Below are 26,274 nucleotides of genomic sequence, written 5' to 3' on the forward strand. Positions count from 1 at the left end.
CCACGGGCGAGACCGATGCCGTCCCCGAGGCCCGTGCGCGCTCGCCGGAGGGATCTGGCTCGCGACGGGAGGCGGCGCCGCCGCTCACTTCACGCAGGTGCGCTTGTCCTGGTAATCGCAGCTCGGCACGCCGGCATTCACCGCCGTCTCGGTGAAGCCAGGGTAGCAGATCGGGTCGCACGTCGCGTAAGCCCCGCTCGGATACGGCACCGCGCCGCACGAGATCCGGTCGTAGATCCCGGCGCAGTAGCTCGGCCCGCTCTGCGAGCCGCTCACGTACCAGCCGGGCGGACAGGCGACGGAGGCGCCGCAATGCGCGAAGGACGCCCGCGTGGCCCAGGGGATGAGCTCGCAGCGGTAGGCCTCGCCGTTCGCGCAGCCGAGCGCGCTGCCCTGGCTCAGCGACACGGAGTGCGTGGTTTCGCCGCTGACTCACGCCGCGCACTGCCACCCGGTCAGCGCTTGCGCCCCCGCCGCGCTCGGCTCGGCCAGCGCTGCGTCCTTCTCATCGGCCGTGCCGAGGCAACCGGCGGCTCCCGTCAGGGCCACGACCAGCCCGAGCCCACACCCCCCCCATCGTCCACCGCGAAAAGATCTCCATGCTCGTCCTCCGATGCGATCCCCCGCCATCAACGACGTGATCCATGGAGAGGACACCGCAAGAGCGCAAGGGACGCAAGGGTCGCAAGGGAGAGCGATATCCACCTGCTGGAGGCGAGCTGGGGAGCTTGCGAGATCTCGCTGCGCGTGCTCCCTCGGTGACATCTTCCCTGACGTATGGGGGGAACCCCGGAGGCGACCGAAAAAAAATTCCCCTGCAGGAAGACTCCCATTCGCCACTCGAGGGCGAGGCATCAAAGCGGCACGAAGTATGCTCCGACGGGGGACGATGCCCCACTCCTCGCCTCTTCGAAGTCTCCGGAAAAACTCTGAAAACGCTCTGGTCCTCGGCCTCGGCCGAGGAGATCGCGACCTTGGACGCGTGTCAGAGTGTGCCAAAGGCGGCCTTGGTCAGATGCCGATGGCGCAAGTACGCCGCTTCATCGCTCTCGCGTTGCCCTTCGTTCTCCTCGCGTGCGGGACGACGGTCGAACCGGCGGCGAGCGCGGAGAGCGCGTCCGGCGGAGATGCGTCAGCCGGGGGCGCGGGTGGCGCGGCAAGCGGCGGCGCGACCGGGAGCGGCGGAGCGCAGCCCGACCCCGATGGGGCCGGCGAGGAATTCCTTCTGAGCTTCCCGCGGCGCAACGCCTTTGGCCTCGGTCAACCGCTCGCAGCGACCAAGAACGGCTCAGTCATCACGGTCGGAGCTCGAGCTCCCGCGGAGCTCCTCCCCGAGTCGATCGGCGAACCCTTTCTTGCGGAGTACTCGGCGACCGGAGAAGTCCTCCACGCGCTCGCGCTGCCCGGAGCCGCTGAGCCAGAGTTGATGGCGATCGACGCGGAAGGCTCGATCTTCCTCGTCGGTCAGCTCTACATGGACATGACCTTCGGCGAGCTCACTCTCACGGTTGTCGAGGACGGGTTTTATCTGGTCAAGGTGAACCCCGATTTTTCGATCGCCCTTGCGGCCGGCGTCACTCTCGAAGGCAGCTCTCCTCTGAGCGCGATCGCGGTCGACGCGGACGGCGACGTCGTCGTTGGCCTCGGCGTGTACAACGACGACGCATCCGTACAAAAACCTCAGATCATGAAGTTCTCCGGGTCGACCCTCGAAGCGATCTGGAGCACGACGTTCGAGCACGACATCAGCCAGGGATACACGATTGCCCTCACGTTCAACCGTGACGGCGAGATCCTCGCCGGCGGCGCGTTTACTGGAACACTCACGATCGGAGAGACAGAGCTCAAAAAGGCTGGAGGGCAGGACGATCCAGCTGTTTACAACGGCTGGCTCGCCTGGCTCGACCCGGAGAGCGGCGATCCGCTGCGCGCGCTCCGCTTTGGAGGGGCGAGCTTCGACTATGTGAAAGACCTGAAGTCGACCGCCTCTGGGCGCCTCCTCCTCCTCGCCTCACAAACGTCGACATCGACCTTCCTCGATCATACGGACACCTTCGACGAGGAAAGATCGGAGTCGATCCTCTATGATTTCGAGGACGGTGAGACAGTTCATTGGGCGAGCCGGCTCGGCGGACCAGACTATTACGGCAACGCGCTCGCCCTCGGAGGCGATGGCCAAAGCTACGTGGCCGGTCGCTTCGGCTGGCTCGGCACGGAAGAAGATGCAAAAGGAGGGCGCCTCACGCGCTTCGCTGCAGACGGAGCGAAGGGCGAGAGCGTCGAGTTCGCGACCGGCAACCCGAACGGCCTGACGCACGTCGCCGTCGATACGAAAGGCGGCGTCTGGGTCAGCGGGGCGTGGGAAACGGCCCTCGATTTTTCAGGAAAGAGCTACGCTCCGCCGACGGATGGCGGACAGTTCGTCCTCCGGAAGAAGGGATTCTAGACGAACGCGCGGTTGGGCGAAAATCACGCTGGAGGACGATATGGGTTCAAGCGGCACAGGAGGCGAGTCGATGGCGGCCCCGGCGCAATCCCCGGCCGCGACTTTCAAGCACTTTCGTGACGTCACGCCTACCACCGAAGTCCCTGAAACGGGCGGCTCTCCCCGAGCGTCATCCGCCCCCTCCGCCTCCTCTCCTCCGGCCGCGGGAGGGAGCGCGCGAATCGCTTTAAGGGAAGATTAAGAAGCGGCTCCGCGGCGGGAACGTAACCTGTTCGGCGGAGGTCACGCCATGCGCAACATCGCTTCTGCTCTGCTGATCCTTGCCCCTGCCATCACCCTCGCCGGATGCGGTGAGATCCGTGAGATCGAGCCCGCCATGGCTTCGAGCAGCGCCTCAGGCGCCGTGGATCCCCCTGGCACCATGCCCGGGGACGGCGTGGGCGGGTGGACGGACCCCGGGGAGGATCCGCGGGCGGGCGGCGCCGGCGGAGGCAGCACAGGCAGCGGTGACACCGGCGGCGGTGGCAGCGGCAGCGGTGCCGCCGGTGGCGGTGGCACAGGCGGCAGTGCCAGCGCGGCGTGCTCCGGACCCCTCGAGTTCATCGACCCAGCGCTCGAGGCGGTGGTGCGCAGTAACGTGGCGAAGCCGGAGGGCCCGCTCCTTCCGACCGACGTTGCGTCGCTCGACAACCTCTATGCCGCCGATCGCGAGATCCATTCCCTCTCCGGCATCGAGTGCATCCGTTCTCTCACGCGGCTCAACATCAGCTACAATCGCCTGGCAGATCTCTCGCCGCTGCGCTCGCTCACGGAGCTGCGCTCCCTGACCGCCACGCGCAACCCGATCACGAATGTCGAGCCGCTGCGCTCGCTCATCCGGCTGGAGGAGCTGGACTTGAGCGACAACTCCGTCTCGGACGTCACGGCCCTCGGCTCGCTGACGAACCTGTCGACCCTGGAACTCCACGACAACCCAGTCAGCGACATCGAACCGCTCCGCTCGCTGATCCGGCTCAATGTGCTCACGCTCGACCGTTGCCCCATCGCAACGCTCGCGCCGCTGTCAGGCCTCCGGGCGCTGGTCCAGCTCACGGTGTACGACGCCGAGATCAGCGACGCCTCGCCCCTGTCGACCCTGCCCGAGCTGAGGCTGCTGTTCCTCGGGCGCAACCGCATCTCCGACCTCTCTCCGCTCGCGAGCCTTCCTTCCCTGTCCATCTTTGACATCTCGGACAACTTGGTGTCCGATTTGACACCCCTCTTGGCCAACCCGGATTTCGGCCAAAGCGGCATGGTGGGCTTGCGCAGAAATCCGATCGACTGCGCAGCTCAGGCGAGCAACCTCGCAGCGCTCAGGGCCCGCGGGGCGAGCGTTATTTCGGACTGCGACGGCTGGTAGCGGACCTCCGGCGGCCGGCCGAGCCGGAGCAGGAAGAGGTGCTCGCGCTCCACCTCGGTCAGCATCAGCGCCTTGGCCAGCCGGTCGAGCGCCTGGGCGGAGGGCGCGCCGCCGCGGCCCTGCTCCAGCCAGCTGTACCAGGCGGCCGTCGACGCGCTGAGCGGGATGTGGCCGTAGGCGGGGCAAATCCTCTGATTTGGCGCGACGTGGCGGCCTCTCAGGGCCGCGCGGCGAGCCTCGATGCGCTCTATGCCTCCGCGCTCGGGCGGCGGCCGGCGGCGCGTGAGCGCGACGGCTTCGAGTCGCTTTATGCGCAGGCCCTGGCGAGGGGCCCGACGTCGCCGAGGCGGAGACGGGCTGGGCGACGCTGTCATGCCTCGCCGTCGTGACGAGCACCGAGATTCTTTTCTACCGAGGAACGCTATGACACCAGTTCAATCCAAGATCGGGCGGCGACAGCTTCTCCAGCGGGGTGTTGCGGCAGGCGGGGCGCTCGGCGTCTCCAGCCTCATCTCATCCCGCGGTCGCGCGGCGGGCATACCGCCGCGCTATCTGCTCGTCATAGGCGCTCATGGCGGCGCCTCCATCGTCGACAGCATGCTCGCCGTCCGCCACAGCGAGTCGGCGCACTGCGAGAGACTTTTTCGCTGCTCGACACCGATCCTTTGGAGGCGCAGGCGGCCTTGGCCTATCTGTTGTTCAAGAACCAGGTCCGCGTGACGGCGACCATCTGGCCGACCACCCGCATCCTCATGGATAAGAGCTCCGGCACTCTCGTCAATGCGCCGGTCGCCTTCGATTACTCTCACAATTACCATCGTTCGATGCAGGCCGTGATGTGGAGCCGGATCTTGAAGGTGACCGACGCGCTCATCGGGCTGCTCAAGCAGCACGCGCCGGCTCCGGCAGCGTTCGACACGGCGAGGCGGCGCCTGAGTCGAATTTCTGAAGGAACGTCACCGCGCCGGGGTGCACAGGCCCGGTGGTGAAGGCGTTCAACAAATCCTCGAGCATGGCGCCCACCTGCGGCTACGGTGTCGGGATGTCGTCTCAGCGTGCGCTGCTGCCACGTTCGACCCCGGCCGCCTCGGGGGTGTCGTCCCGTTCGATCGCCGCGATGCTGGACCGCCTCGAGGACCGTTCCGTCGAGTGCCACTCCCTCATGGTCGTGCACTGCGGGCACGTCGTCGCCGAAGGGTGGTGGGCGCCGTACTCGGCCGAGCGCCCGCACCTTCTTTACTCGCTGACCAAGTCGTTCACGTCGATCGCCGTGGGGCTCGCGATCGCCGACGGGCTGCTCGCCTTGGGCGACCGGGTGGTGGACGTCCTGCCCGACCATGTCCCCTCCGATGTCTCCGAGCAGGGGCGCCGCATCACCGTTCACCACCTGCTGTCCATGACGGCCGGGCACGACACGGACAGCATCACCGAGGCCTGGGGGCTGGAACCCCACGACCTCGTGAAGGGCTTCTTGCGCGTGCCGTTCGACGCACCCGAGGGAACGCGGCACACCTACGACAACTCCACCACCTACATCCTGGCCCGGATGGTGGAGCGGGTCACCGGCGTCGGGCTCCCGGAGCTGCTCGACGAGCGCCTCTTCAAGCCGATGGGAATCCAGGACGCCGAGTGGGACCGCGTCGCGAGCGGTGCCGCCTTCGGGTTCCACGGTCTGCACCTGCGGACCGAAGCCGTCGCCGCCTTCGGCGAGCTGCTGCTGCGCGACGGTCTCCGGAACGGGCAGCAACTCGTCCCACGCGAGTGGGTGGAGCTCGCGACCAGCCGGCAGATCGACGGCCGGCACCAGGCGGAGGGAGACGACGGCCCCGACTTCCTCTGCGGCTACGGCTACCAGTTCTGGATGTCGCGCCACGGCTATCACGGTAAGGGCGCATTCGGCCAGCACTGCGTGGTCGTCCCATCGCACGACCTGGTAGTCGCCGTGACCGGCGCCCACCAGGAGGTCCAGCACGCTCAAGACGTGCTCGACGCCGTATGGAAGTGCCTGCTCCCCGGCGTCGGCCATCCGGACGGCTCGCACGACGACGAGCTCCTCGCCGACCGGCTGAGAGGGCTGTCCCTCGCGCAGGTACGGGGTTCGGCCGGCCCGCAGCGTTCCGTCACGGCGAGGCTCGACGCCTCCGCCGAGAACTCGGCCCTGCCCGACGGAATCACGGTGGTCGTCGATCCGACCCACGCCGGGTGGCTCCTGCGACTCGGGTCGCTCCTCAACCTCGAGGTGGGCCACGGTGCCTGGCGGGAGAGCTCGCCGCTCGGCCGGCCCGTCGTCGCGTCTGGCGCCTGGCAGGGCAGGACGTTCGTCGCCGAGCTCTACGTCATCACCAGCCCGCACCGGGTCCGGGTGGCGGTCGACGCCGACACGGGGACCGCGACGGCCACCTGGGTCACGCTGCCCCTGACCACCTCCGACCTGGAGCTGCACCTGCGCTCGCCGCTGATGACACGGCCCGACGTCGCCTAGGAAGGAGCCGGCTGCGGCCGCTGTCGAAGCGGATCGAAAACCGGTCACGGTTCAAGAACCAGATCTTCGTAGCGATGGGGCTCGAGTTCCTGCCGCGCGTCCCAGCGGCGTGCATCTCCGGTGTGCACACGGCTGGCTTCGATCTCTGCGGCGTTCAGTCAGCTCGCGTGCTTCGGCGTGTGATGGAACTCGAAACGCGAGGCAAGCGCGTGGCCCCGCTCGGCCCCGAAGGCCTTGATGAGCGACGCAGGGGCGTGAGTATTGAGGTTGTCCAGCACGAGATGAATTCGACTCGCCCGCGGGTAGGCACGGGCTATGCGCTCAGCTGCGAGCGCGAAGGAGGGACGCGTCCGGTCCTCCGTCGCGTGGGTGAGATGACGCCCCGGTCTTCGGCTCCACGATGCAGAAGATGTTGGCCGTCCCCCGACGCACATACTCGTAATCGATGCGCCGCGGCTTTCCTCGGCGCATCGGCCTGTCGGGCCGTGCGTTGTCATGCAGGAGAGGCGATCTCGAGCCCTTATCGCTACGAGCTCTTCGTGCTCGCGCGCGAGCCGGCTCCGGAGATCGACCCCGAGGCCATCGTCCGCGCGCGCGGATCGCTGCGGATCGCCACGACGACCGACCCGCCCCTCCGGATCGTGCATGGGATCATCTCCGAGGCGGAGGAGATCGGGCCCTGTAGAGCGTCAGTAATAATGACCCCCGCGCGACAGTAAAACTGACCCCCCTCCCTCGCGCCAGAGCGGAGGAAACGGCATGGAAATCAGGGACTTGGACGTGGCACCTCTCGGTTCGGAGGTGCAGGAGATGATCGAGCCGGACGTTATCCGGCAGATTCGCGAGTTCACGGCCCGAGGGTGGGGGTCCAAACGGATCGCCGCGGAGCTCGGCGTGGCTCGCAACACGGTCCGCCGTTATTTGCGCGGTGGAGCCGCCGCCGAGGCGCAGGTGCGCCCTGGTCGTCGCTGCTTGGACGAGGATGGCCGCGCCGAGGCCAAGCAGCTCTTCACCGGCTTGGCGGAGGGCAACGCCGTGGTCGTCGCAGGCGAGCTTGTCAGCCGTGGCATCACGGTAAGCCCGAGGACCGTACAGCGCGTGGTGGCCGACCTTCGCCGCGGGCAAAGGGCTGCCGACGTGGCCAGCGTACGGTTCGAGACCGCCCCTGGTTATCAGATGCAGATCGACTTCGGTCAGAAGCAGGTCCGCATCGCCGGCACATTCGTGCGGGTGCACCTGCTGGTCGCCGTATTGAGTCACTCACGAAGGCTGTTCGTCAAGGCTTTTCTGAGCGAGCGACAGGACGATTGGCGCGAAGGCATCGCAGAAGCCTTCCGCCACTTCGGCGGCGTGCCTCGCACTGTACTCGGGGACAATGCGCGCTCGCTGGTGCTCGGCCGCGAGCGCGAAACAGGCACCGTGACGTTCCACCCGGCTTACCTCGCGTTCTGTCGCGATTGGGACGTCACCCCGCGCGCCTGCGGGCCCTACCGGGCGCGCACCAAGGGCAAGACCGAGTCGGGCGTCAAGTACGTCAAGCGCAACGGGCTGGCGGGGCGCGAGTTCGAGTCCTTCGCCGCGCTCGAAGCCCACCTGGTCCGGTGGATGGGCGAGGCCGACCAGCGCATCCACGGCACGACCCACGAGGCGCCGATGGTGCGCTTCGAGCGCGATGAGCGGCACGCGCTCCGGCCGTTGCCGTCACGGCCCCTGCCGGTGCGAGAGCAGCGGCTCCGACGACGCGTAGCCAACGACGCCCTCGTCGACGTCGACACCATCCGCTACAGCGTCCCGCACCGGCTTGTGCGCGACACCGTGGACGTCGTTGTCGGTGAGCGCGAGGTCCGCATCTATCGGGGAACGGAGTTGGTGGCGCGGCACGAGCGCTCCTTCGAGCCTCATGCTCGTGTCGTCGAGCCCCGCCACTTTGACGGGCTGTGGCGAAGGCCTGCCGCGCCGACGCCGCTAGATGCGCCCCTGAGCGCCCTGGAGGCCATGGGGCGCAGCCTGTCGGACTACGCGGCCGTGATCGGGGAGGTGGCCTCGTGAGCCGCGAGATCGTGCATGCGCGCGTTGTCGAGAGCCTGAGCCGGCTCAGGATGCGCTCCATCGCCGAGCGGCTCGATGCCCTGCTCTCCGAGGCGGCCAGAACCGAGCCGACCTACCTCGATTTCCTCGACAAGCTCCTCTGCGAGGAGATCGGGTCCAAGCAGCGCAAGCGGGTGGCGATGGGGATCCAGATCGCGCACTTTCCGGCGATCAAGACCCTCGAGGACTTCGACTTCAAGTTCCAGCCCTCGATCGACCAGAAGCTCGTCCGCGAACTCGCCACCGGGCGCTTCATCGCTGAGGCCGAGAACGTGCTGGTGTTCGGTCCTCCCGGGGTGGGCAAGACGCATCTGGCCATCGCGCTGGGGCGGGCCGCCGTCGAGGCGGGGCACTCGGTGCTCTTCACGAGTGCGACCGCGCTCCTGGCGACGCTGTCGAAGGCGGAAACCGAGGGGCAGCTCGCGGAGAAGCTCTTGTTCTACACGAAGCCGAAGCTTCTGGTGGTCGATGAACTGGGCTACTTGCCCTTCGAGAGGCAGAGCGCCCATCTCTTCTTCCAGCTCGTTGCCAGGAGGTACGAGAAGAGCAGCACCCTGATCACGACAAACCAGGTGGTGACGCAGTGGGGCACGGTCTTCGGGGACGAAGTCCTCGCCGCCGCCATCCTCGACCGTCTGCTCCACCACAGCCACACCCTGATGATCTCGGGAGACAGCTACAGGCTGAAACAGAAAAAGAAGGCGGGTCTGCTCGGCGGGAACACCGCGCCGATCAGGTGATCCATGGGCGCGGGAGGGGGGTCAGTTTTACTGTCGCAAGGGGGTCAAAAGTTACTGTCGCTTGACAGGCCCACCCACGCGCTTCCGCTTGCGAGGGGGAAGCGGTGGCGGCCGAGGCGCTGGGCTCGAAGGCACGGGTAAGGGCGCCGACGTTGCTGGAGCCGAGGTCGGCGAGGCTGACGTCGGCGAGGCCGGCTCCGGCGCTCGCTCGTCGGCCGCGGGAAGCGCACGCCGTGCCCGTCGCGCACGCTGCTCGCGCAGCCATATGTTGAGCAAGGTCTCCGAGAGCACATCGACGGCCCCGTTGCGGCGCCGGAGGAGGTCCTCGCGGCGCGCGTCGACGTCCGGCTGCGGCTGCTCGTCCATGGCTCACACGTCGCTCGACGGCGCGGGACAGTCCAGGCGTTCGGGACAGCATTGGCGATGTTGAATCTGTCCAACGACCTCCGTCGCCCGGCTCGCGCGTGGGAGCCGCACGGAGAGACGGCCGAGACGATGAACGCGAGCCGTCCCGCAACCGAACTCTGTCCCAACGGGATCGCCATCGCGGGCGGCAGCTTCGCGCGGCGAGAGAGCTTCAGGTCAGGTCCGCGACGTAGGAGCCGTCCCGCTCAGGGCGCCGAAAGAGCCACCAGCGGGCCGCGCCGAATCCGGAGTCTTCGTTCGCCTGCGGCTCACTTCGCCTCCGAAGGAGGGATTTGGGCGGGCGCTCACCGGTCTCGGGGGGACCGGTGGGCTTGGCTACTAAATCCCTCCTGCGGAGTCTTCGCTCGTCTGCGGCGCACTTCGCCTCCGAAGGAGGGATTTGGGCGGGCGCTCACCGGTCCCGGGGGACCGGATCGTCCTTCACCAGAACGCCGTGCAGCCTATCATGCCGCCACCGGTACAGCGTCCCGGCGCAGACGCCCACGTCAGACGGTCCGGACGGTGCCGCCGTCGATGATGAACTCGGCGCCGTGGATCGCGGCGGCGCGATCCGAGGCCAAGTAGGCAATGAGATCGGCAACCTCTTCGGGCTCGGCTGCACGCCCGATCGGGATACCGCCCAGAGCAGCAAGGACTACTTGCCGCGCCTCCTCGACCGTGCCACCATTGGCGGCCTGCAGACGCTTCAGCATGTCGACGGTCGACTCGGTCCTGATCCAGCCGGGGGAGACGGCGTTGACCCGCACGCCCTTCGGCCCCAGCTCTTTGGAGATCGACTTGCTGTAGGTCCTGAGCGCGGCCTTTGCGGCGGCGTAGGCAGTGGTCGATTCGGGAAGCGGCAGGATGGATTGGATAGAGGTGATATGCACAATCGCGCCGGCACCCCGTTCCATCATCTGCGGAGCCAAGAGGCGATCAAGGCGGACCGTGGCCATGAGGTTCAGGCTCAGTTCGGCGAGCCAGTGATCGTCCGTCAGCGCGAGAAAGCCGCCGCCCGGCGAGGCCGAGCCACCGATCACGTGGGCGAGGATGTCGACGCCGCCCATACGCTCGAGCGCCGCCTTGGCCAGGGTCTCGCCGCCTTCGGCCGTCGTCAGATCCGCGCGGACGAACGCGACGCCGTCGATGGGCTCCAGGGTTCCGCGGGCTGCGGTGATAACCCGGGCGCCCCCGGCCAGGAAGCGGTCGACGGTGGCGCGGCCCAGACCCTTGCTGCCGCCGCTCACGAGCACACGTTTTCCAGCGAACTCCGCGGGATTAGCTTTGATGTTCATATCGTGATCTCCAGTGCTTTGATAGCGTCGTTTTCGAGCGTGAAGCGATAGGTGAAGCGGATCGGGCTGCCCTTGAAGTCGCCATGGGCAAGACCTTCGACCACGACCTGACCGTCCTCGTGGCGAACGGCATCCGGCGTGAAGATCGCCTTGACGGCGATCACCTCGTCTTCAAACAAGGTTCGCAGCGCGGCGTGGCCCTCGTGACGTTTTCCGTTGTCCGAGAGGACCGCATCGGCGGCAAAAGGCTTCAGCATGCCGTCCACATCGAGTCGTGCGTTTGCCTCGACATAGGCGGCTATGGGTTTGGGGAGTGCGGGCGTCATGAGTGTTCTCCTCTGCGTTGTTCGCTTCGGAGACACTAGTCTCGCCAAACAAAAAAGAGAACGCGCGGAATCGTGCATGCTATAGGTAGCCAGGCTAAACAATGCGTGACGACCTATCGGGGCTTCGGGCCCTCCTCTGCGTGGCCGAAAAGCGGAGCTTCCGTGCGGCGGCCGCCGAGCTGGGGGTGACGCCATCTGCCGTTAGTCAGATCGTTCGCGCCCTCGAAGAGCGCGTCGGTGTGCGCCTGCTTCAACGAACCACACGCAACGTCGGTTTGACCGAGGCCGGTGAGCACTTCATCGGGCAGCTCAGGCCTGCATTCGACGGCATCGACGCCGCGTTCGAGTCGCTCATGGCCATGAACGGACGCCCATCGGGTCTGTTGCGCCTGACGATGCTCCGAACCGGCTACAACGACGTCATCAAGCCGAAGCTCGCGGCCTTTCTCGCCGCGTACCCCGACATCCGAATCGACATCTGTCTCCAGGAGGCGCTGTCGAACATCGTAGTCGAAGGCTTCGACGCGGGGATTCGCCTCGGCCACAGCCTCGATCGCGAGATGATCGCTGTTCGCGTTAGCCCGGACCAGCGCCTCGTGGTCGTCGGCTCACGGGACTACTTCGCGCGCCGAGGCAAGCCCACGCATCCGCGCGAGCTTCACGGGCACGAGTGCATTGGTCTGCGCATGTCGACGGGCGCAGTCGCCCGGTGGAAGTTCGTCGAGGGCGACAAGGAGTTCGAGCTGGTCGTCGACGGCCGCGTCGTGACCAACGATGGATCGGTATTGGTAGACGCCGCCGTCGAGGGCGTCGGACTCGCCTACGTCTTCGAAGACATGGTGAGCGGGCTCGTGTCCGAGAAGCGACTCGTGCGGGTGCTCGATGGGTATTGCCCGCACATCCCGGGCTATTTTCTCTACTACCCGAGCCGGCTGAACCTCGCCCCCAAGCTCGAGGTGCTGATCGACTTTCTAAAGATAGGTAGAAGGCGCGGCAAAAAGTACGCGTGACGGGGACCGTCGCGGCAAGGCGCGACCCGCATCGGCGCCACGCCCGATCCGGGACTCGCGAGACGGTATCCCCCTGAGGCATCCCCTCATATGACCGCGAAGATTTCGCGGAAGACACGATGGTCCGCCACGATGCGGTTGAACGCCACCATGAGCTGCTGAAGCCAGTCGTCGCGCATGGTGGGCATCGCGTGATACCAGTACAATCCCTGGCGGAAGAGCGAGAGCGTGCGCTTTTTCGTGGTGTTCACCTTCAGCGTGCGATCGAGCCCGGTCTCCTCGCTCGCGGCACCGAGCAGCGTCAGAAGGGCGTGAGCGATGGCCGCCAGGAACAGGAGCCGATCGCGCCGCTGACGATTCTCGATGTGGGTTGCCGACAGACCCAGGCCGAAGTGGATGTCCTTCTCATCGCGGAATGTTTCCTCGATGGTGAACCTTTTGCCGTAGAGCTTCACTACCTCTGGCGCCTTCTTCTCAGCAAGCGAGGTCGCCAGACACCACGCCTCCTTCATCTCCTTGGCATGCACCACGACGACGGCCGGAACGGCCGTGCGATCAGCGGTTACATGTACCTTCTTCATCATCTTCGCTCGGCCGTTGCCCACCCATTCAGAAGCCGGCTTCTGTTCACCATGCTCGTCGACCAAGATGCGGCCGCGGAAGCGGATCACATAGTCCCAACCGAGCAGCTCGAGGTGCGCGTAGAGTTCCTGATCTCCAAAACCTCGGTCTGCCAGTAGTGTCACGCGGATCTCGGGACGCAGCATCCCGTGCAGCCTCTCGATGAGTTCGTGCTCGTAGCCCGTACGTTTGCCTTCGAGCGTCGACTTCGGCACCGTCCTCCAGAGCAGCGGTGTGGCTCGGCCGTGATGCGTCACCATGTATGCGCAGAAGGTGGTGTGGTCGTCTTGCTCGAAGTCTGTCCAGTCAAGCGCGACCACGATCTCTTCCCGTGCGCCAACCACGAACTCAACCCAGGCCGGCCCAAGGCGGTCCAGGTCGAAAGCAGGGTTGCTCAGCCAGCGGTCGACCTGCTTGATCGCATGCTTGGCCTGCTTCTGCGCTACGGCCGCGTACGCCGCCCCAATGGCATGAATGGCCAAGACCGCGGCGTGCAGCACACCGATGACGCTGTTCGTCAATGCCTCCAGGCGCTTCGCGTGCAGGGTCGCGCCGAAGAGTTGCTCAACGAAGTTGCCGATGTATTGGAGATCGAGAGCGGCAGGGCGCTGGTTCGCGTTCGAGGGTTGGCTTTGGGGGCTGGTCGAAGGCATGCTCGGTGGTTACAGAGACGGCCAAAATCTCCAGAAATAAGGGGATCCCTCAGGGGCAGGGGACCTCGCAGATGGGGCCGCAGTCGAGCGCGTAGGTAAAAGAAGCCGGATCGCAGCGGCGCGTAGGTAAAAGAAGCCGGATCGCAGCGGCGCGTAGGTAAAAGAAGCCGGATCGCAGCGCGAAGAAGTGTAGCGCAGTAAACCGAAAGGGTGGGGCCGCGAGCGTCGTGATGGCTCGGTCCTGGGCCGAAAGAGCGTGGTCCGGGCGGCGCCGAGCGCGCTACGGGGCGCATCGGCGTGCCGTGGGCACACGTGTCCGTCCGGGCGTTGGTCTGGCCCGGGAGGCGCGTCGCGAGACGCTATGGGGCGTCACCGGGCGCCTTGCGGCGCAGAACGGTGCTCTTCCAGTACGGCGGCCCTCGGTTGGGAGAGCGAGCTGGGACGTCGGTCGGCTCGCCGAGCGCGGAGAGGAAGCGGGCGATGTTCCTTGGCTCGGTCACCATGGCGACGAGCTTCATCCGCCCCTTGCAAGTTGGGCACTCGAGGACGTCGATCGCAAATGTGCGGCGCAAGAGCTCGGCGCGGTTTGTCGACCGCCCGATAGCCGCCACGCTTGCGTTTCGAAGCGGCGTCTTCGTCCGCCCTCGTAGGCTCTTGTGGCTTCGCAGGGCGGGGTCCGATGCGCTTGCGCGCCAACGTGGGCGACTTGCCGAGGCGAGCACGCCCGCGTACTTGACGGCTTGATTTGCCTACGCGCCGCGCGCGCGCCACCTTCGCCGAAGGAGCCGATGTGGTGCCCTGGGTCTACGCCATCGCCCGCAACGTGCGCCACGGTCATGCCCGCGCGGCGCGCGTTCGCGCCGTCCAGCCGCTCCTCGACGTGGACGTCCCCGATGGAGGCACCGACGGCGAGTCGGCGGTAATCGCCGCCGAGGACGCGGCGGTCGTCGCGCGCGTGCTGGCGGGCCTTCCTGCGCCGCAGCGGGAGGCCTTCGTCCTGCTGCGCTGGGAAGGGCTTTCGGTGGAGCAGGCGGCGGACGCCTCGCCGGTCGCGTAGAGGTAGACGAAGCCGTCGCCGGCGCGGAGGAGCTGCCATCCCGCGACGTCGATCGACGGCAGCACGGTGCACCGCTCGACGATCCGGCCGTCGGCGCGGAGGAGGGAGGCCATGACACTCTCCCTCTCCGGGGCGCTCCCCCGACAGGCTACCAGGCCACCGCCGTGGGCACGGGACGGCTCGTGGTGTCGGCGCCGATCCCGAGCTGGCCGTACTGGTTGTTGCCCCAGCAGCGCGTCACCCGGTCAGCGCTGTAGGCGCAGGTGCTCTGGCTGCTCGCCCCGAGCGCGCTCACCCCGACGAGCCCGGAGACGAGGGCCGGCGTGGGGCTCGGCATGAGCGAGATCGCGCCGCGCCCCAGCTCTCCGGAGGAGTTCTCTCCCCAGCACATCACCGTGCCGTCGAGGAGCTCCGCGCAGGTGTGACGCTCTCCGGCGCTCAGGTGGGCGACGGCGGACAGGCCCATCACCGGCACCGGCGTCAGCCGGTCGATGCGGGTGCCGTCGCCGAGCTGCCCGTTGCCGTTCGCGCCCCAGCAGCGGGCGGTACCATCGTTCAGCAGCGCGCAGGCGTGCGCCCCACCCACGGTGATCTCGATGGCCCCCGAGAGGCCCATGACCGTCACCGGTGACCGCCTGACCGCATTGGTGCCATCGCCGAGCTGACCCTGGCCGTTGTCCCCCCAGCACCGCGCGCTCCCGTCCTGAAGGATGGCGCAGGAGGCGGCCAGGTTCGTGCCGAAAGACTCGCCCCCGCCCACGGCGAGCCACGTCGCCGCCGAGATCCCGGGCACCTCCCGGGGCGTCGAGCTGCCGCTGATCGTTCCGTCACCGAGGTAGCCGCCCCGGCCCCAGCACAGCACCCTGCCGGTGTCACCGAGCCGTGCGCACGAGTGGTACACGCCCGCGCCGATCTGATTCACCCCAGATAGCCCGGTCACCGCCACCGGCGCGAGACTGGCAGTCATCGTGCCGTTGCCGAGCTGTCCGTTGCTGTTGAGCCCCCAGCAGCGCACGGTGGTGTCGTCGAGCAGCGCGCAGGCGTGCCCGAGCCCGACGGCCGCCGCCACCGCCGGGGGCAGGCCCTTGACCGCGACTGGCGTGTCTCGGGATGTCGGGGTGCCGTCGCCGAGGCGCCCGCTGTCGTTCGCTCCCCAGCAGTCGACGGTGGCGTCGCCGAGCACCGCGCACTCGTAGCCATGGCCACCGATGAGCTGGATGATGGCCGGGCAGGCGGCCCCGGTGCAAACCGTCGGGACGCCGATGCTGCCGGAGGCGGTGCTGTTCGTCGAGGAGGTGGTGGGGGTGGGGGCGGAGCCGCCGACGTTCGTGCCGCCGACGTCCGTGCCGGTGACGTCCGTGCCGGTGACGTCCGTGCCGTTGCAGCCGAGGGTGATGATGCCGATTGAGGTGGTCAGGAGTCCGAGGGTGCGAAGGTTCATGCTCCCCGATACGCTTCGAGCCGCTCGCCGTTTTGGTGGCACCGCGAAATAGTTCCAACGGCGACCTCGCCGGTTCCGGGGACGGATGGGCGCTCGCCGCAGAAGGGCCTGCACGGGAGTCGTGCGGCAAAGCGAGGAGAGGGCGGAGCGGAAATGAGCTCCTCCAACGCTCACGCCGCCGGCCAGCGCGCTCCGTGCGCGGTCGCCTGGTCGTAGGCCCGTTCCCGCTCCCGCGCCGCCGCCAGGGCCGCATCTGCCCGCGTCATCATGGCCTCGTCGAGCGCCTCGGCCGACGCCGCCGGAGGCGTTGTCTCCAGCGCCACCGCCACCGCCGCTCCCGCCGCGATCGCCAGGTCCCTGTGCCCCTCCTCGTGGGCCACCAGGGCGCGGAGCTCCGCCTCCCAGGTGGCCACCAGCGCCGGCGCGGCGTTGGGCGGCGGGCGCCAGCGGGGCAGGAGTGGTTCATGGCGATGGGCCTTGCACCACTGCGAGATACCCTTCAATGCCCGTTGGAAGCGATCCGATGCCGTTCGCGTCTTCACTGCCCACACTTGCCCGCGAGGCTCTTGCCCCAGTGGATGGTGAAGCCGAGGAAGTCGAAGGTGGCCGGCTTGTACGACCCCTCGTCAGCGTCGCGTCGGCGCATCATCCGGTCCGGCCGCTCGAACGGCAGAAGCCGGGTCTTGTCCGGGTGCAGCGTCAGACCATACTTGCCGGATCGCTTCGGCAGCACAGCCATCACGCGGCGCGCGTCCTCCTCGTACTCGAACAACATCACAGCGTCATCGGCATAGCGCACCAGATGGGCTCGGCCGCGCATGCGCGGCCGCACCTCTCTGGCAAACCACACGTCCAACACCTCGTGCAGAAGGACATTGCAAGAATCGAGGGAAAACGACCCGCCTTGCGGACTACCCGCATCCGGGCACTTCATATTTCGAAGCGGCGTCTTCGTCCGCCCTCGTAGGCTCTTGTGGCTTCGCAGGGCGCGGTCCGATGCGCTTGCGCGCCTACGTGGGCGACTTGCCGAGGCGAGCACCCCCGCGTACTTGACGGTGTGAAAGCGCGGCGGCGGGACGCTGGCCGCGAGGCGGCACAAGAGCGAGAGCGGATCCATGTCCACCGCGACAGTCCCGTCAGCGAAGGCGCGCTTGAGCGACAGCCGCACCAGGCCGTCCTCCCCCCGTGTCAGAGAAGTTGGCGCCCGATCTGATCCGCTTACGCAGGATCAGGTCACCGCGTTCGGGGAGCGGAGACAGGCTTTGAGGTGAGAGAGTACTCAGAATCCTTCAAAAGAAAAATCGTCCAACGGCTGCTCGCGCCAGGAGGACCGACGGCGGTGGCGCTGTCCGTTGAGACGGGGGTGCATCAGACGACGCTCTCGCGCTGGCTTCGCGATGCTCGTAGCCTCGCGCCCATGTCCGACGACGCTCGCCGCTCCGCGCCCACGCCTCCTGCCGCCGCTCGCCGCCCGGAGGACTGGACCCCGGAGCAGAAGCTGCGCGCGGCGGATCATTGTCACAGGGGGCCCGGGCAAGCCATCATGGCCGGGACATGCCTCTCCCCCGCCGCCCGAAGCGACGCCCTCGCCTGCCGGTCGCGAAGATCCGCGAGGGCCTCGATGCGATCTCGCTCGGCGCCACGCCGCCGGAGTTCCAGCGGCTTCGCCGCGAGATCCGGAATTGCCGCGTCACGGATCCCACCGTCGTCTCCCACCTCTTCCTCAAGAAGCACTTCGTCGATCCGCCGGTGCGGGAGCGGATCGAGCGGCTCTTCGCGGACGTCGGCCTCGGCGAGCTCAACGCGTTCGACCGCGGGCTCGACTGGGAGCTCTTCGAGGAGATCTACGAGCTGCCCTCCTGGATGTACTGGGACTTCGCCAGGTCGGAGGCGGCGATCAGCCGGCGGTTGGACGAGCTCGAGAAGCACCCGGCCCTCGACGCGCTGCACATGGCGCACCTGCTCGGCAGGGGGCGTGGGAGGCTCGGGCACAAGTACCTCTTCAAGCGCCGTGTCCAGGAGCGCCTCGGCGTGGAGGTCGCGATCGACTGGGAGCACTTCTATGACCGCGTGACCGACGAGGGCTCGGCGACGCTCTTCTTCGAGGAGCTGGCGCGGCGGACGGACGCGCAGGCGTTCCGTGAGCTGCTGATGCCGCTCGTCACGGAGTTCCGGCTCGGGAGGGCCTTCGCCGTCCGCCGCGGCTTCCTGCCGTTTCCGGCGCTCGTCGGAGACTCGAGCGAGCTGACGCTGACGCAGCTCGGCGTGGCGGATGTCCCCGGCGAGCGCTGGGAGGGCGCCGAGAAGCTCCGGGCGATCTTTGCATCGGGGGTTCCGCTGCAATCGCTCCCTGAATGGCTGACGGACGTTCCTCTCGAGATCGTCCGGTTCGACCCCGAGCTCGTCCCGACCAGCGTGTGGCGTGACGTGCGCCGGCGCTGGCCCGCGGCCTACGAGAAGTGGGTGATGCTCGATCTCGCCCCCGCGCTCCATCGCCTCTCGCAGGTGGAGGGCGAGTTCCTGGACGACGTCGAGAGGCTCTATCCGTGGGAGCGGCGCGACCTGGAGAAGAACATCCGCCTGCGCGTCAGGATCCTGGAGCTGCGTGAGATGGCGCCGGAGGCGCGCCGCTCGAGCGACCTGAGCGACATGCGCCGGCGGCTCCGCGAGGACTTCGAGCGGTGGATGAGCTCGGCGGACCGGGAGATCCTTGAGGCTTCCGGCGGGCTCCAGAAGGGAGACCGGGGCAAGACCGTCATGGGTGCCTTCCGGGCCGCGCGCACCGCGCTCGAAGGGCGCCTCGCGCTGCGCCCCGACAGGGCCTGGGGCGCCGGCGGTCTTGCCCTGCTGCGGGGGGCCTCGCAGGACGCCGCGGTGCCTGAGGCCGTCCGGGAAGCAGCGCGGCGGCTCCTGGAGGAGCGCTCCGGTCCGGGCGAGGAGCTGATCCGAGATGCCGCGTCGATCGTGCGCTGGGTGAGGGACGAGGCGGCGCGCCTCCTCCAGCGCGCTTGACGCAAGATCGCCTCTCCTGAAGCATCCGAGCTGGTGCCACGTCGCAGGGTCATGGGGCCACCCCGTCGCAGGGTCATGGGGCCAGGGGGAGACGCCGTGATCGGTCTCGACCATGCCCGAGACCGCGAAGCGTGTCGAGGTCCCCGGAGCCGGGCGCGCAGCGACCGGCGACGTCTCTCTTTTCGCAGGGTCATGGGGCCACCCAGGCCCCCGTGTAGATCCCGGCAGGGTCCGCGACGCCCAGGAGCAGGCAGGTACACCCCGCCCCCGGCGACACCCGCGCTCCCGTCGACGAGGGGGGCGAGGCACGCCGATCGGAGCGAGGGGTCAGAGGCGCGGCCCCGGGCTCGACGTCCTCGCCGGGGCCGCAGCGGTCATCGCCGCCTGCTGCGTGGGTGGGTGGGCGGCTTGCTGCGCGCGGGCACCGGCGCGGCCGTGGTGCTCTCGTCGAGCTTCGGCTTGAGCCGCGGTCTGTACGACTCCCCCTCGATGATGAAGTCGAACGCCGCGTTCTTGAACCGATCGACGGCGCTCTGCGCGAGCAGCACGTCGTCGAACATCGCGAGCCACTCGGCCGTGTCGCGATTGCTCGTGACGATCATCGAAGCGTTGCCTGTGCGTTCGAGGAAGAGCTGGTACACGTCGCGGCTCTCTTCCTTGTTCATCGCCTCGAGCGCGAAGTCGTCAAGGATGAGCAGGTCGACGGTCGTGAGCGTGATCATCTCGGCGTCGCGTGAGTTGTCGAGCCTGCTCTGGCGCAGCCTGCGCAGCATCGCGTCGGCGCGCAAGAAGCGCACGCTGTAGCCGTGCTGGCACGCGAGGTGTCCGAGCGCGTTCGCGAGGTAGGTCTTGCCCACGCCGACAGAGCCGAGGATGACGATGTGCTTGTGCTCTTCGAGGAAGCGTAGGCTCGTGAACCCGCCGAGCAGACGCTTGTCGAAGCTGACCTTCGCGGTCTTGTCCCAGAGCTCCAGGCGCATGGCCGGGTCGAGCCCGGCGTCGCGTACGCGACTCTCCGTCGCGCTGGCCTCGCGACGCGCGATCTCGTCGGTGAGCAGCATGAGCAACAGCTCCTCGTGTCCCATCGACTGCTTCTCGGCGACCAGGAGACGCTCGCGCAGCGTCGCCGCGATGCGGCCGAGACGAAGACGCTTGAGCGCCGTGATGAGCGCGGGGTCGACATCGCTCGAGCTGATCACGAGTCCTCCTTGGTCGCGGCAGCCGCCGGCATGCGCGTCGCGAAGTGCTCCGTGCTGCGCGCGAACCGCGGCGCGGGCAGCGCAACGACCGTGCGCTGCCCCGTGGACGGTGACGCCGGTGTCTTCGCCGTCTCGAGCATGCGCGCCACGCGCTGCACGTCGACGACATCAAACGCGAGCGCGCTCTGGCAGATCGCCTCGACACGCCCGTTACCGAACTTCTTGCACAGACGCAGCAGCGCGTAGACCAGCCGCATGCGCGTCCAGGGCAATGGCACCGCGAGCAGCCGCTCAGCGTAGACCCCGACATGCACTCCGCACTTCTTCGCGCTCGCGATGAGCGAGGCGACGTCGCGCACCGCCGCGACGTCCTTGCCCATGGGGTAGTCGCTCGGATCGGTGGAACGCTTGCCCGGCGCGACGCGCGCGTGCACTTTCACGAGCTCCGTGCCGGCGTAGATCCTCACCGACGCGCCGTCGGCGCGGACGCGCACTGTGCTGCCGACGTAGCGGGAGGGCACGCTGTAGAGCGACCGGAGCACCTGCACGTGATGATCAGGGTGCACCTTCGCGTCGGTCCAGTACGGCACGTCGAACGGCGCGGCCGGCGCCGGCTTCATGGCGCTCCTCTCGCGCGCCTCGAACACCTCGCGCGGCACCTCGCGCGTCGTGCCGTGGACGCGCGCGCCGGCGACGTCGCGGCACCACCGCTCAGCCGACACGCGCGCGTCGTCGAGGCTCGTGAACGACTCGCCGTCGAACCAGCTCTCCCGCACGTAGGCGACCTGATTCTCGACACGTGCCTTGTCTCTCGGCGACCTGACACGCGCGGCATCCACGAACAGCCCGCGCGTCTGAGCGTAGTCGAGGAAGGCCGGCACGAGCACGGGGGTGAGCTCGTCGGCGCGCAGCACGATGGCTTTCATGTTGTCCGGGATGATCACGCGCGCCATCGCGTCGAAGAACCGCCACGCCGCATCCAGGCCCGCGCACACCGCCACGGTGGTCTGCTCGAACGAGGGCCACACGAACTGGTAGCGGCTGTACACGAGCGTCACTACGAGCACCCACAGATTGCGAACTCGCTGCGTCGCAGGATCGAACAGCCTGCCCATGAGGCCGAAGTCGACCTGCGCGACCTCGCCGGGCTCGGTATCAGCGACACGAACCGTCGGCGTCTTCTTGCGCCACGCGAGCTCCTCCTTGGCGAAGCGCCAGAGCGTGTCGTAGCTCGCCGTGACGCCGTGGTCGCGCTGGAGCAGCGTGTGGATTTTCCGCAGCTTCAGCGGGCGAGATTGGGCGAGCCAGGCCTCGATACGCACGCGATGCGCGTCGATCTGCTTCCTCTCGTCGCTCGCGTCGGGCACCGGGCGCGCCTGCACGCGCTGGGCGATCGCATGAATCTCCTCGTCCGTCGGCTCGCGGTCGCGCGGCAGTGGCAACGTCGCTGCGGCCTCGAAGTACCTGCCGACCGTCTTGCGATCGAACCCCGTCTCGCGCGCCACCTGACGCGCGCTTTGCCCCGCCGCACGACGGCGGAGCATTTCCTTGATGTCAACCATGATCAGCTCTCGGTAGGGCATCGGGCTCCTTCCGACGGCGACCCGCGCCGTCGTCGGAAGGAGCCCGTCTCAGATCCCGACCGCGGCGTCCCGAGCTGGCCCCATGACCCTGCGAAAAACCTCGGAAGCTGGCCCCATGACCCTGCGAAAAACTAGGTCACGCCCCCGCGCGGGTGGCCCCATCCTCCTGCGATTGGGGTGGCCCCATGACCCTGCGAAAAACGCCGTCAGGTGGCCCCATGAGCCTGCGAGCTGGCAAGCTGGACTCCCGCTCTCCAAAGGAGATGCCGCATGCAGCTCGCGCTCTCGCTCCAGGACTATGCTACGGCGTTCCCCCCGTCGAACCCCTCGTCGCGCGGTGAGGAGCGCCGCAGTGGCGCTCCTCGCGCTCCTCGCGGCGGGCGCCGCGCTCACGGCGTGCGCGCGGGGCACCGGCGCGCCGAAGGGCCGCGAGTCGGCGCCGGAGCGCGACAAGGAGTGTACGGATCCGGCGAGGCCGAGGGCGTACTTCTATCCGGCGGAGGACCGGACGAACTACGCGCCTGACGACCCGTGCAAGGACGGCCGCCCGCCGCGCCGAAGTGATGACGAGGCTTGCCATCCCGCCACCCCCGGAAGAAGTGCGAGACGCTTGGCATGCACGAGGCGAAGGTCCGCCCGCACCTGGACGTGACGATCGCCGGGAAGGTGAACGTCGCCGCTCGCAGGACGAGGCCGAGCGCCCGGCCTCGCTCGCTGTCGCTCCAGCGACCGCTCGTCATCGTCCGTTTTTTCTGGCGGGACGATTCCGCGGGGGCGAACGGTCGCGATCCGGTGCTTTCCCGGGGATTTGGGGAGGACGTGGCGACGGATCGCACCCCCCCGGGAGGCATGGGCCCAACCCGGGCCCAAGGGCCAAGCCCCGGGCTTGGGGAGCTCGCCGTGACCGATCCATCGCCTCGGGCGGCGGTGGTCGCCTCGCTCGCCAGCACCCTGAGCCGCGCCGTCACCCTCGGAGATGAGGTGGGGGCCCGGGTCGTTCACGAGGCGATCGGTCGGCTGCTCGGGCTGCCGGTGGCACCGGAGGGGTGAGCAGGCCTGGGCCGAACGTCGAGCCCACCCGCTCGCTTCGACTCGCTGTCTCAGCCTTGCCGCTCGCCAGGGTTCTGCCGAGATCGCCCGCGCGCAGTGGTTGCGTGCCGAAGCGCCCCGGAGGTCTCCGGCAACGCGCTGTCGGCAAGCAGTAGGCCTGTGCCGGGGGGCAAGCGCGAAGGCATGCGCGGGCGATCAACCTCTCGCCGCGATGATGCCTGACGACTCCGCTGGCCCTGACACGCGTCGGTGTCAGGCGGTGGCCTCTGCGAGATCGCGCTCGAACGCCCGCGAGGCTTCCGCCTTCGCTTGCGCCTCCAGCCAGGCGGCTTCGTCGAAAGTTTTATTCGCCATCGCACGCTCAATCGCCTGCGTCTCTCGGAACTCCCGCGCTTCTGCCGCTAGCGTCCACGTTACCTCCAGCGACATCTGCCCGATCTCCTGGCGGATGTCGTGGAGCGGCACACGGAAGAACTCCTTGCGGGGGTTTACCTTGTTCACCTGGTTGCGGACAAAACGCTGATGGATCGCCCGTTCGAGGGCTGGAGCATCCTGGCTAGAGATCATCGCATGCACGTCGAACTCGAACGGCACGCTCGCATCGCCCAGCTCACGGACTCGGTCCAGGGGCTCGAGCCGCCGCGTCATCCCGATCTTGTAGACGTGCTCTCCGAACGAACCGACGTTCGAGATGATGTAGACGTGCCCGGCCTTCGTCTGCTGCGCCATCGAGACGGCGCGCTGGCTTTTCTCCTCCGCCGCGCGGAGCCGCTCGGAGAGTTCGAGGAGCTTCTGCTCGTACTTGGCACGCTCTTCGCCGTTCGCCTTCTCCACGTCACGACGTGCCTTTTCCATCGCCTTCCTGAGCGTTTCCTCCTCCTTCTCGGCCTCCTTCTTCGCCCTCTCAAACTCGCGCTGGGCTCGCTCTTCCTCCCGGATTCGCTCCTTGATCTGCCGCTGCTCCTCGCGCTCCTTCAGCTTTAGCTCCTGCGCGATCACGGCCCATCGAAGCTCTTCGAGCCGGGTGTCGAGGTACTCGGGCAGGATCCGCGCCTCGCGGAAGGCGCGCCCGTTCTGGTTCACCAGCATGAACGCATCTCGGATCTTCTGCTGCAAGGTCCCGAAGTTGTCGTGCCGAACATCGGCGAGAATCGTGTCGACCTTGCCGTTGAACGCATCGAGCACGAAGGCGATGGCCGTCGTGCGCCGGTTCGCCTCCACGTACTCGCACGTCGCCGCCGCGCCGTAACTGATCATGTCGCGGCACTTGCCGCGCGCCGCCTTGAGGCGCTGTCCTGCCTCGGCGAAACCGAACTCCTCGGCGAGCTCGTCCAGGAGACCCGCCGTCGGCATGACGTAGCGATCGCCGTAGCCCTCCATCACGTTCTTCATCGCCTGCGCGGTCTGCTCGAGGCGCTTCGCTTCCCGTTGTGCGGTGAGCGCAGCGCCGGCGATCTCCTCGGCGCGCCGGTTCGCGTTGTCCACGATACGCGCCGCGTCGGCAGAAGCCTGGCCCAGCGTCGCTTGAACCGAGGTGCGCGCCGCCGCCTGGGCGGCCTGCGCCTCTGCCGCGACCTGCGCCGTCAAGGCGTCGGCCGCAGCGTGCGCCTGCGCGTGCGTCGCGCGCGCCTCGGCGAGGAGGTGCTCAGCCTCCCGTCGAGCGCCGCTGGCGAGCTCCGCCGCAGCGGCCTCCGCGTGCGCCCTGAGCTGCGCTGCCCACGTCTCGGTTTGCGCCTTCAACGCGTTGGCCGCGGCGAGCGCTTGGGCGTCCGTGGTGCGCGCGTCGGCGAGGAGGCGATCGGCCTCCCGTCGAGCGCCGCTGGCGAGCTCCGCCGCAGCGGCCTCCGCGTGCGCCCTGAGCTGCGCTGCCCACGTCTCGGTCTGCGCCTTCAACGCATTGGCCGCGGCGAGCGCTTGGGCGTCCGTGGTGCGCGCGCCGGCGAGGAGGCGATCGGCCTCCCGTCGAGCGCCGCTGGCGAGCTCCGCCGCAGCGGCCTCCGCGTGCGCCCTGAGCTGCGCTGCCCACGTCTCGGTTTGCGCTCGTACTCCGGCGGCGGCGGCTTCGGCGTCGACGATCGTCTGATAGCGGCTCAGACGCTGAAGTTGCTCCTGCAGGCTCGCGACGTGCTGGCAAAGACCTCCGTTCGTATCGAGCGCCCGCTTGAGCTCGCTGCTTACCTGCTGGCGTGAGCTCTCCATTTGCCGGAGCGAGTCCTCCGTTTGCCGGAGCGAGCCCTCCGCTTGCCGGAGCGAGACGCTGGTCTTGTGCTCCTTGAACGCGAAGAACGCCGCGATCGCGAGTGAGACCAGGAAAAGGACGATGAGAGCGAGCTCCACGATGCTCCTCCTGCGGACGGCGGTACGCCGCGCTTCCAGAGTACGCGACCGTCGTGTCGCGCGTCCGGGCACGAATCTGATGGCGGCTCATCTTTGTCGATCGCGGGAGCATCCCTCAACACTCCTCACGACATCAGGGCCATCCCATGTGGCGCCAGCGCGCACGACGCCCTACGCCGGCGCCAGCGTGAACCCCCCGCGCCTCCTCGAACGCGTCCGTGAGGCGATCCGGACTCGCCGTTACAGCCCTCGCACCGAAGAGGCGTACTGCGCCTGGATCCGGCGCTTCATTCCCGTCCATGAGCGCCGCCACCCATGCGACCTCGACCCGGCCCACGTCGAGGCATTCCTCACGCACCTGGTGAGCGACCAGCCCGTCTACGCCTCGACCCAGAACCAAGCCCTTGCCGCCATCCTCTTCCTCTACACCAACGTCCTAGCGCTCCCCCTCGCGCAGCACGACGATGTCACCCGAGCGAAGCGCCCCGCGCGCTTCCTCGCGGTGCTCACTCCGAGCGAGGTGCGCGCTCTCCTGGATCGCATGACCGGCGTCCCGCGACGCATGGCCTCCGTCCTGTACGGCGCCGACCTCCGTCCGCTTGAATGCGCCAGCTCCGCGTGAGGGACCTCGCCCTCGAGCGCCGCGAGATCCTCGTTCGCCACGGCAAGGGCAGCAAGGATCGGATCACGATGCTGCCGCTCCGCCTGGTCCCCTCGCGCCACGCTCACCTCAGCGCCATGCGCACCCAGTACGCCGCCGATGTCGCGGCCAGCGCCGGCAGGGTGACCCTCCCCGACGCCCTGGACCGCAAGTATCCGAACGCCGGCCGGAATGGCACCGGCAATCGGTCTTTCCCGCGACGCGGACCTATTGCGACAGGTCAGCTCCGGCGGCATCATCTGCATGAGTCGGTGCTCCAGCGCGCGGTGCGAGAGGCCGCCCTCAGCGCCGGTCTATCGATGCGCGCGAGCTGCCACACCCCGCGTCACTCATTTGCGCCTGCGGGTGTTACCGAACTGGCTAGATGATGGCCCTGGGCCCTTTTTCGCTCGCGCTGGTTGATGGCCATCCGGTGCCCGGAGCCCCCGCCGGAGGCTCAGTTCGCCCATCGCCCGCACGGGACGGTCGC

At 68.1% G+C, this 26,274-nt stretch carries 26 protein-coding genes; 14 read left to right on the forward strand and 12 right to left on the reverse strand.

The annotated features are described in order from the left end of the window. Positions 1 to 84: 84 nt before the first annotated feature. Entirely contained in the window at positions 85 to 408 is a 324-nt protein-coding gene (locus WME97_RS22310; protein WP_437554731.1) for a hypothetical protein, read from the reverse strand. Positions 409 to 889: 481 nt separating this feature from the next. On the opposite strand from WME97_RS22310, the gene WME97_RS22315 reads away from it, so the two are divergent. The 4 genes from WME97_RS22315 to WME97_RS22330 all read left to right on the forward strand — a co-directional run bounded on the left by WME97_RS22315 (position 890) and on the right by WME97_RS22330 (position 6,327). Next, complete coding sequence (locus WME97_RS22315; RefSeq protein ID WP_437554733.1) at positions 890 to 2,446, forward strand: hypothetical protein; 1,557 nt, start codon at positions 890 to 892, stop codon at positions 2,444 to 2,446. 637 nt (positions 2,447 to 3,083) lie between these two features. Continuing rightward, positions 3,084 to 3,845, forward strand: coding sequence for a leucine-rich repeat domain-containing protein (locus WME97_RS22320; RefSeq protein WP_437554735.1), 762 nt, complete (start codon positions 3,084 to 3,086; stop codon positions 3,843 to 3,845). A gap of 683 nt (positions 3,846 to 4,528) precedes the next feature. Then, positions 4,529 to 4,834, forward strand: a complete 306-nt coding sequence (locus WME97_RS22325) for a hypothetical protein (RefSeq protein ID WP_437554737.1) — start codon at positions 4,529 to 4,531, stop codon at positions 4,832 to 4,834. Between the two features lie 53 nt (positions 4,835 to 4,887). Next, positions 4,888 to 6,327 (forward strand): serine hydrolase domain-containing protein, encoded by a 1,440-nt coding sequence (locus tag WME97_RS22330; protein WP_437554738.1) that lies wholly within the window; start codon positions 4,888 to 4,890, stop codon positions 6,325 to 6,327. A 158-nt stretch (positions 6,328 to 6,485) separates the two neighbouring features. Here the strand turns inward: WME97_RS22330 and WME97_RS22335 are convergent, their stop codons facing one another. Next, positions 6,486 to 6,824: a transposase gene (locus tag WME97_RS22335; RefSeq protein WP_437554740.1), complete on the reverse strand. Its 339-nt coding sequence runs from the start codon at positions 6,822 to 6,824 to the stop codon at positions 6,486 to 6,488. On the opposite strand from WME97_RS22335, the gene WME97_RS22340 reads away from it, so the two are divergent. The 3 genes from WME97_RS22340 (at position 6,813) to istB (ending at position 9,155) form a co-directional block, all read left to right on the forward strand. After that, on the forward strand, positions 6,813 to 7,046 hold the full coding sequence (locus tag WME97_RS22340) for a hypothetical protein (RefSeq protein ID WP_437554743.1): 234 nt from the start codon (positions 6,813 to 6,815) through the stop codon (positions 7,044 to 7,046). The genes WME97_RS22335 and WME97_RS22340 overlap by 12 nt on opposite strands. Before the next feature lie 91 nt (positions 7,047 to 7,137). Then, the gene (gene istA, locus WME97_RS22345) at positions 7,138 to 8,376 is read left to right on the forward strand and encodes an IS21 family transposase (protein WP_437555340.1); all 1,239 of its coding nucleotides are present in this window, start codon (positions 7,138 to 7,140) and stop codon (positions 8,374 to 8,376) included. Then, entirely contained in the window at positions 8,373 to 9,155 is a 783-nt protein-coding gene (gene istB / locus WME97_RS22350) for an IS21-like element helper ATPase IstB (RefSeq protein ID WP_437544978.1), read from the forward strand. The genes istA (WME97_RS22345) and istB overlap by 4 nt, the downstream gene beginning before the upstream one ends. Positions 9,156 to 10,066: 911 nt before the next feature. Here the strand turns inward: istB and WME97_RS22355 are convergent. Together WME97_RS22355 and WME97_RS22360 are read right to left on the reverse strand one after the other, a co-directional pair. After that, the gene (locus WME97_RS22355; RefSeq protein ID WP_437554746.1) at positions 10,067 to 10,855 is read right to left on the reverse strand and encodes an SDR family oxidoreductase; all 789 of its coding nucleotides are present in this window, start codon (positions 10,853 to 10,855) and stop codon (positions 10,067 to 10,069) included. Continuing rightward, a complete protein-coding gene (locus tag WME97_RS22360) occupies positions 10,852 to 11,181 on the reverse strand; it encodes a nuclear transport factor 2 family protein (protein WP_437554748.1) in 330 nt (109 codons plus the stop codon). Before WME97_RS22360 ends, WME97_RS22355 begins: the two co-directional genes overlap by 4 nt. Positions 11,182 to 11,282: 101 nt before the next feature. Between WME97_RS22360 and WME97_RS22365 the strand changes: the two genes are divergently transcribed. Then, positions 11,283 to 12,191, forward strand: a complete 909-nt coding sequence (locus WME97_RS22365; protein ID WP_020741952.1) for a LysR family transcriptional regulator — start codon at positions 11,283 to 11,285, stop codon at positions 12,189 to 12,191. An 86-nt stretch (positions 12,192 to 12,277) separates the two neighbouring features. Here the strand turns inward: WME97_RS22365 and WME97_RS22370 are convergent, their stop codons facing one another. Together WME97_RS22370 and WME97_RS22375 are read right to left on the reverse strand one after the other, a co-directional pair. Continuing rightward, entirely contained in the window at positions 12,278 to 13,465 is a 1,188-nt protein-coding gene (locus tag WME97_RS22370; RefSeq protein ID WP_437554750.1) for an IS4 family transposase, read from the reverse strand. A gap of 359 nt (positions 13,466 to 13,824) precedes the next feature. Further along, entirely contained in the window at positions 13,825 to 13,983 is a 159-nt protein-coding gene (locus WME97_RS22375; protein ID WP_437554752.1) for a hypothetical protein, read from the reverse strand. 275 nt (positions 13,984 to 14,258) lie between these two features. Between WME97_RS22375 and WME97_RS22380 the strand changes: the two genes are divergently transcribed. Further along, on the forward strand, positions 14,259 to 14,522 hold the full coding sequence (locus tag WME97_RS22380; protein WP_437554754.1) for an RNA polymerase sigma factor: 264 nt from the start codon (positions 14,259 to 14,261) through the stop codon (positions 14,520 to 14,522). A 148-nt stretch (positions 14,523 to 14,670) separates the two neighbouring features. Here the strand turns inward: WME97_RS22380 and WME97_RS22385 are convergent, their stop codons facing one another. The 3 genes from WME97_RS22385 to WME97_RS22395 form a co-directional block, all read right to left on the reverse strand. Beyond that, positions 14,671 to 15,963, reverse strand: a complete 1,293-nt coding sequence (locus WME97_RS22385) for an RCC1 domain-containing protein (protein ID WP_437554756.1) — start codon at positions 15,961 to 15,963, stop codon at positions 14,671 to 14,673. A gap of 170 nt (positions 15,964 to 16,133) precedes the next feature. After that, on the reverse strand, positions 16,134 to 16,466 hold the full coding sequence (locus WME97_RS22390) for a DUF922 domain-containing protein (protein ID WP_437554758.1): 333 nt from the start codon (positions 16,464 to 16,466) through the stop codon (positions 16,134 to 16,136). A gap of 35 nt (positions 16,467 to 16,501) precedes the next feature. Continuing rightward, a complete protein-coding gene (locus tag WME97_RS22395; protein WP_437555463.1) occupies positions 16,502 to 17,155 on the reverse strand; it encodes a reverse transcriptase domain-containing protein in 654 nt (217 codons plus the stop codon). Positions 17,156 to 17,517: 362 nt separating this feature from the next. Here WME97_RS22395 and WME97_RS22400 point away from each other — a divergent pair, with 362 nt between their 5' ends. Beyond that, complete coding sequence (locus tag WME97_RS22400; RefSeq protein ID WP_437554760.1) at positions 17,518 to 18,975, forward strand: hypothetical protein; 1,458 nt, start codon at positions 17,518 to 17,520, stop codon at positions 18,973 to 18,975. 374 nt (positions 18,976 to 19,349) lie between these two features. Here the strand turns inward: WME97_RS22400 and WME97_RS22405 are convergent, their stop codons facing one another. Further along, positions 19,350 to 20,174 carry an ATP-binding protein gene (locus WME97_RS22405; RefSeq protein ID WP_437541803.1) on the reverse strand — a complete coding sequence of 275 codons (825 nt, stop codon included), beginning with the start codon at positions 20,172 to 20,174 and terminating at the stop codon, positions 19,350 to 19,352. Next, positions 20,171 to 21,736, reverse strand: a complete 1,566-nt coding sequence (gene istA / locus WME97_RS22410) for an IS21 family transposase (RefSeq protein ID WP_437541801.1) — start codon at positions 21,734 to 21,736, stop codon at positions 20,171 to 20,173. The genes WME97_RS22405 and istA (WME97_RS22410) overlap by 4 nt, the downstream gene beginning before the upstream one ends. 921 nt (positions 21,737 to 22,657) lie before the next feature. On the opposite strand from istA (WME97_RS22410), the gene WME97_RS22415 reads away from it, so the two are divergent. Next, positions 22,658 to 22,807, forward strand: a complete 150-nt coding sequence (locus tag WME97_RS22415; RefSeq protein WP_437554762.1) for a hypothetical protein — start codon at positions 22,658 to 22,660, stop codon at positions 22,805 to 22,807. A 252-nt stretch (positions 22,808 to 23,059) separates the two neighbouring features. On the opposite strand, the gene WME97_RS22420 is transcribed toward WME97_RS22415, so the two are convergent. Continuing rightward, positions 23,060 to 24,547 (reverse strand): DUF4041 domain-containing protein, encoded by a 1,488-nt coding sequence (locus WME97_RS22420; RefSeq protein ID WP_437554764.1) that lies wholly within the window; start codon positions 24,545 to 24,547, stop codon positions 23,060 to 23,062. A gap of 108 nt (positions 24,548 to 24,655) precedes the next feature. Between WME97_RS22420 and WME97_RS22425 the strand changes: the two genes are divergently transcribed. The 3 genes from WME97_RS22425 (at position 24,656) to WME97_RS22435 (ending at position 26,173) form a co-directional block, all read left to right on the forward strand. Beyond that, on the forward strand, positions 24,656 to 24,997 hold the full coding sequence (locus tag WME97_RS22425) for a hypothetical protein (RefSeq protein WP_437554765.1): 342 nt from the start codon (positions 24,656 to 24,658) through the stop codon (positions 24,995 to 24,997). Between the two features lie 334 nt (positions 24,998 to 25,331). Further along, positions 25,332 to 25,766 carry a phage integrase N-terminal SAM-like domain-containing protein gene (locus WME97_RS22430; protein WP_437554767.1) on the forward strand — a complete coding sequence of 145 codons (435 nt, stop codon included), beginning with the start codon at positions 25,332 to 25,334 and terminating at the stop codon, positions 25,764 to 25,766. Beyond that, entirely contained in the window at positions 25,763 to 26,173 is a 411-nt protein-coding gene (locus WME97_RS22435; RefSeq protein WP_437554769.1) for a hypothetical protein, read from the forward strand. The genes WME97_RS22430 and WME97_RS22435 overlap by 4 nt, the downstream gene beginning before the upstream one ends. The last annotated feature ends 101 nt before the right edge of the window (positions 26,174 to 26,274 follow it).

It is taken from the genome of Sorangium sp. So ce367 (assembly GCF_051520455.1).
GTDB lineage: Bacteria > Myxococcota_A > Polyangia > Polyangiales > Polyangiaceae > Sorangium > Sorangium cellulosum_B.